7 protein-coding genes are annotated in these 5,226 nt (G+C 73.3%); 2 read left to right on the forward strand and 5 right to left on the reverse strand.

Annotated features, from left to right (window positions below; all coding sequences use genetic code 11):
- Positions 1-28: 28 nt before the first annotated feature.
- Together VR44_RS35540 and VR44_RS35545 are read left to right on the forward strand one after the other, a co-directional pair.
- A complete protein-coding gene (locus tag VR44_RS35540) occupies positions 29-1,111 on the forward strand; it encodes a Gfo/Idh/MocA family oxidoreductase (RefSeq protein WP_045951782.1) in 1,083 nt (360 codons plus the stop codon).
- 98 nt (positions 1,112-1,209) lie between these two features.
- Positions 1,210-2,364 (forward strand): ALF repeat-containing protein, encoded by a 1,155-nt coding sequence (locus VR44_RS35545; RefSeq protein ID WP_045951779.1) that lies wholly within the window; start codon positions 1,210-1,212, stop codon positions 2,362-2,364.
- A gap of 87 nt (positions 2,365-2,451) precedes the next feature.
- Here the strand turns inward: VR44_RS35545 and VR44_RS35550 are convergent, their stop codons facing one another.
- From VR44_RS35550 to VR44_RS35565, 5 genes are all read right to left on the reverse strand, one after another.
- The gene (locus VR44_RS35550) at positions 2,452-3,309 is read right to left on the reverse strand and encodes a fumarylacetoacetate hydrolase family protein (protein ID WP_045951780.1); all 858 of its coding nucleotides are present in this window, start codon (positions 3,307-3,309) and stop codon (positions 2,452-2,454) included.
- 213 nt (positions 3,310-3,522) lie between these two features.
- Positions 3,523-3,699: a hypothetical protein gene (locus tag VR44_RS49330; RefSeq protein WP_425424561.1), complete on the reverse strand. Its 177-nt coding sequence runs from the start codon at positions 3,697-3,699 to the stop codon at positions 3,523-3,525.
- Entirely contained in the window at positions 3,651-4,220 is a 570-nt protein-coding gene (locus VR44_RS35555) for a YidC/Oxa1 family membrane protein insertase (protein WP_425424562.1), read from the reverse strand. Before VR44_RS35555 ends, VR44_RS49330 begins: the two co-directional genes overlap by 49 nt.
- Positions 4,221-4,343: 123 nt before the next feature.
- Positions 4,344-4,661 carry a DUF6412 domain-containing protein gene (locus tag VR44_RS35560; RefSeq protein ID WP_385873027.1) on the reverse strand — a complete coding sequence of 106 codons (318 nt, stop codon included), beginning with the start codon at positions 4,659-4,661 and terminating at the stop codon, positions 4,344-4,346.
- Between the two features lie 92 nt (positions 4,662-4,753).
- Positions 4,754-5,226, reverse strand: a 473-nt coding sequence (locus tag VR44_RS35565) for a class E sortase (RefSeq protein ID WP_045951784.1), incomplete at its 5' end; no start/stop codon positions are given.

Genomic DNA, 5,226 nt, shown 5'->3' on the forward strand with positions numbered 1-5,226 from the left:
CTCCTCCACCACCACCCCCCGCACCCCCCTGCGCGTCGCGCTCATCGGCTACGGACTCGCCGGCTCCGTCTTCCACGCCCCGCTCGTGTCCGCGACCGAGGGCCTCGTCCTCGACACCGTCGTCACCTCCGACCCCGGCCGGCAGGCCCAGGCCCGCGAGGAGTACCCCGGCGTCCGCATCGCCGCTTCCGCCGACGAGCTGTGGGAGCGCGCGGCCGACGCCGACGGGGAGAACCGCCTCGGCCTCGTCGTCATCGCCTCCCCCAACAAGACCCACGTCCCGCTCGCCACCGCCGCCCTGACCGCCGGCCTCCCCGTGGTCGTGGACAAGCCGCTCGCCGCCACCGCCGCCGAGGCCCGCGAACTCGCCGCGCTCGCCGAGCGGACCGGCACCTTCCTCTCCGTCTTCCAGAACCGCCGCTGGGACAACGACTTCCTCACCGTCCGCCGCCTCCTCGCAGACGGCGAACTCGGCGAGATCCAGCGCTTCGAGTCCCGCTACGAGCGCTGGCGCCCTCAGCTCAAGGGCGGCTGGCGCGAATCCGGCGCGCCGGAGGAGATCGGCGGCCTGCTGTACGACCTCGGCAGCCACGTCGTCGACCAGGCCCTGGTGCTGTTCGGCCCGGCCGTACGGGTCTACGCGGAGACCGACGTGCGCCGCCCGGGCGCCGAGGCCGACGACGACACGTTCATCGCGATCACGCACGCGAACGGCGTCCGCTCCCACCTCTACGTCAGCGCCACCGCCGCACAGCTCGGCCCGCGCTTCCGCGTCCTCGGCTCGCGGGCCGGCTACGTCAAGTACGGCCTGGACCCCCAGGAGGCCGCGCTGCGCGAGGGGCTGCGGCCGGGCGGCGCGGACGGCCCGGCGTGGGGCGAGGAGCCGGAGCACATGTGGGGGCGGCTCGGCTCCGGCGAATCCCCGCTGACCGGCGGCGGAGTCCCGGTCCCGACGGTCCCGGGCGACTACCCGGCGTACTACGCGGCGGTGGCGGAGGCCCTGCGCACGGGCGGCCCGGCCCCGGTCACCGCGGACGAGGCCGCGCACACCCTGGCGGTACTGGAGGCAGCGCGCCTTTCCTCCCGCAAGGGGTCGGTCGTCGCCGTCTGATCCAGACTGTCGCAAAATCGACGGTTTCAGGACGAACAAACGATCTATCCTGCACAGGCTGCCGATCATCACGCAATGTGAAGAATGGAACCCCACCTGTGAAGCTGCCCCGGATCGCATCGATCGTGGCCACCGCCGCGATAGCCCCGGCCGTCCTGCTCTCCTCGCCCGCCTTCGCCGCCGACGGCGCGGCGGCCGGGCCGTCCAACCCGCCCTCCCCGACCGCACCCGACCAGGGCGCCGAGGGGAAGCCGGCGGCGGACAAGCCGGCCGAGGACCCCCAGGCGGCGAAGGACCGGGCGGCGATCGAGGCGATCCTGGCCGACCCGGCGCGCGGTCCCGGCGTCCGCGAGGCGGCCGCGAAGGCGCTCAAGGGGACACCCGCGCAGATGCGGCAGTTCCTGACGGTCGAGCTGGCGGAGCAGCAGTTCGTCGACGACGAGGTCAAGATCTCCCGGATCCACAACTTCGGCGGTCCCGCCGTGAAGGCGGCCGCGGTCGAGGCCCTCCGCAAGCAGACCCAGGAGGCGTACACCGCGTTCCTGAACGAGGGGCAGCACGCGGCCCGCCTCAAGGACGACCGCGCCGAGCTGGCGCGCATGCTGAACGGCGCCGGCCGGGGCGTCACCAAGGCGGTGAACGAGCTGCTGGACCACGGCACGCGCGAGCAGATCCGCGAGTTCGTCGCCACCGGCCAGCACAAGGTCCGCGCCGAGGACGACCGGGTCGCCCTGTTCGGGATGATCAAGGACGCGGGGCCGGGCCTCAAGGAGGGCATCATCAAGCTCCTGGAGGGCAACCCGACCCCGGAGCAGCTGCGCACCTTCATCACGACCACCCAGCACGAGCTGCGCGACGAAGACAACCAGGTGCTGATCTCGTCCATGGTCAACAAGGCCGGCCCGGAGCTGAAGAAGGCCGCCCTCGCCGCCCTCCAGGGCACGCCCGAGGACCGCGCCGCGTTCCTCAAGACCGGGCAGCACGTGGCCCGGTCCAAGGACGAGGGCCACGGCACCGGCACGGGCACCGGCACCGGCGGCGCCAAGGGCGGTGTCCAGCCGGCCGTCGCCACGGGCACCTCCAAGGGCAACGGCAACACCGCCCCGGCCGGCGGCTCCTCCTCCGGCCCTCTCGCGAGCACCGGCGCCGGTTCCGAGACCACCTGGGCGGCGGGCGCCGGCGCGGCCGCCCTCGCCGCGGGCGCCGGCCTGGTCGTGGCCAACCGCCGCCGCCGCACGTCCGCCGACGGCTGACGGCTGACGGCTGACGGCGCAGGAACGAGAAGGGGCGGGCCGCCCCGGGCAGCCCGCCCCTTCCCCTCGCCCTACGGCGCTACGGCCCTACGCGCCCTTGAACTCCTGGCGCTGGCGCCCGAGACCCTCGATCTCCAGCTCCACGACGTCACCGGCCCGCAGGTACGGCTTCGGCTCCGGCTGGCCCATGGCCACGCCCCCCGGGGTGCCCGTGACGATCACGTCACCGGGGTACAGCGTCATGAACTGGCTCAGGTACCGCACGACCTCACCCACCGGGAAGATCTGGTCCGAGGTGTTGCCGTCCTGCTTGAGCTCGCCGTTGACCCACAGCTTCACGTCCAGGACCTGCGGGTCCGGGATCTCGTCGGCGGTGACCAGCCAGGGGCCGAGCGGGGTGAACGTCTCGCAGTTCTTGCCCTTGTCCCAGGTGCCGCCGCGCTCGATCTGGAACTCGCGCTCCGACACGTCGTTGACCAGGGTGTACCCGCCGACGTGCGCGAGGCCCTCCTCGGCGGAGCCCAGGTAGCGGGCGGTGCTGCCGATGACGACGCCCAGCTCGGCCTCCCAGTCGGTCTTCACGCTGCCGCGCGGGATGAGCACGGTGTCGTCCGGGCCGACCACGGTGTCCGCGGCCTTCAGGAACAGGATCGGCTCGGCCGGCGGCTCCGCACCGACCTCGGCCGCGTGCCCGAAGTAGTTCAGGCCGATACCCACGATCTTGCCGATCCGGCCGACGGGGGAGCCGATGCGCAGCCCCTCCCCGTCGAGCACGGGAAGCTCGCCGGCCGCGGCGGCGTCCCGTACCCGGGACAGCACGGAGTCGTCGGCCAGCAGGGCCCCGTCCACATCCGTGATCAGGCCGGACAGGTCCCGAAGGGTCCCGTCCTGGTCGAGCAGCGCGGGGCGCTCCGACCCAGCGGGTCCGACACGCAGCAGCTTCATGGGCATTCTCCCGTGGTCGTGGGTGGTCGGCCCATGGGCACGCCCAGGGGCCGGCCGATGGGTTGCGGCCATCGGAGGATTGGCTGATCCTCCAAGAAGTCCGACCAATCCGCAAGACCCTGTTCACAGACTGGAACGCCCCACTCCGTCCCCCACCGCAGCCTCCACCGCAGCCCCCACCTGCTCCACCGCCCCCGCCGCTCGGGCGGCCGCTCAGGCGGCAGCGCCGCCGGCCGTCGGCCGGGCCGCCCGCCGCTGGAGCCAGGCACGCTCGGCGACCGACCAGGCCGTGGTGGTCAGCAGGTACAGCCCGGCGGCCAGCGGCACGACGGCGGCCGTGATCAGCGTCCCGAACGACAGCAGGGGCAGTACGCCACCCAGCTTGCGCATCGCGGCCAGCTGCTCGGCGGTCGGCGCGGCCAGGGCGCCTCCCGCGCCTTGCCCCTGCCTTGCCCCTGCCCCTTCCCCTTCCCGTTCCCCTTCGGCGGCACGGGCGCCACGACCGGCGCGGCCGCCGCGGCCCGCCGTCCCCGCACCGCACTCCACGCCGCCACCACCGCGATCGCGGCGAACAGCCCGAGGAACACCAGCCCCTGCGGCCCGAACACACCGCCCGCCTCCAGCGCCCCGGACCACCGGGCCCCGAGGGGCGCGGCGAACAGCCGGTGACCCAGCAGCTCGTCCCCCGAGGAGAACGACTGGTACATCAGGTAGAACACCGGCAGCTGCAGGAGCATCGGCAGGCACCCCGCCCCCGGGGTCGCCGCACGGAACGCGGCACGGCCCAGCGGGTACAGGGCGAACCGTACGAGCAGGGTGAACAGCACGATCGCGGCAGCGGTCGCGGACTCGGCCAGTACCGGCTCCAGGAGCCGGCCCAGCTCGGCAACGAGATGAGTGAAAACGGACACGCGGGCCCTCCGAGGGGTCTCGTCGAACGTCGAAAGAAGGTGCATTTCGGCGTGACGACCCGCGAGGGGCGACAACAGCGATCAGTCAGCAGAAGAGCAGAAGGCAGCGGACACTGCGCGCCCCTACGCGGCCGTCGGGACCAGACGGCCGGGCGCCCTGGGCCGCGACCGGCCCGAAGCGTCGGGATCGCGCTGCGGCAGGAACGCCGTGCGCTGCTCGCGATCACGGATCGCGGTACGTATTCGGTGCGGCGGAACAGGCCGCACGAGGCATGCCGCCACCAGCACGGCCGCCCCCACGGCGACCACCGCGGCCAGGGCGACCACCCCGGCCGCCAGCCCGGCCTCCCCGGACAGCATCCCGAGGACCCCGCCGAGCAGCAGCAGCGCGACGAGCAAGCGAGCCGCGCGGGAGCCCTCGTGGAACAAGAAGGAGGACACGCTGAACCGCCGGACCTCAACCGCACGACCCACGCGAACCACCCCCTCACCTCACCAGAACTCACGACCGATCGATCGCCAGCCCCTCGATCCTAACGGCCCACACTGACAACGCTTCTGAGTTCCCCCCAGACGACCATCCGGTACTTGGAGGTGTACTCCGGCGTACACGTCGTCAGCGTGATGTAGGACCCCGCCTCCTGATACCCGTACCCCGGCTTGACCCCACTGCGCGGCACCGGCGCGATCACCCCCACGTCCCCCGGGCTCGTCTCCGCCAGCACCTTCCCCACCACGTACGCGTACCGCCGCCCCCGCAGGTCGACGAGCACCTCGTCACCCTCCCGCAGCCGGTTCAGGTACCGGAACGGCTCCCCGTGCGTGTTCCGGTGCCCGGCCAGCGCGAAGTTCCCCTCCGCCCCCGGCTGCGCCGTCCCCGGGTAGTGCCCGACGTACCCCTTGTCCAGCACGGCCCGCCGGTCGACCCCCTCCGCGACGGGCACGGCCAGCCCGAGCCGCGGAATCCGCAGCACCCCGTACGCCTCGTCCCGCACCGGTCCGGAGG

The organism is Streptomyces katrae (assembly GCF_000966975.1).
GTDB classification, from domain to species: Bacteria; Actinomycetota; Actinomycetes; order Streptomycetales; family Streptomycetaceae; genus Streptomyces; species Streptomyces katrae.

Excerpts from the sequence above, each read along its gene's own strand:
- VR44_RS35550 (WP_045951780.1), bottom strand. The coding sequence starts at position 3,309 with ATGAAGCTGCTGCGTGTCGGACCCGCTGGGTCGGAGCGCCCCGCGCTG.
- VR44_RS49330 (WP_425424561.1), bottom strand. The coding sequence starts at position 3,699 with ATGCGCAAGCTGGGTGGCGTACTGCCCCTGCTGTCGTTCGGGACGCTG.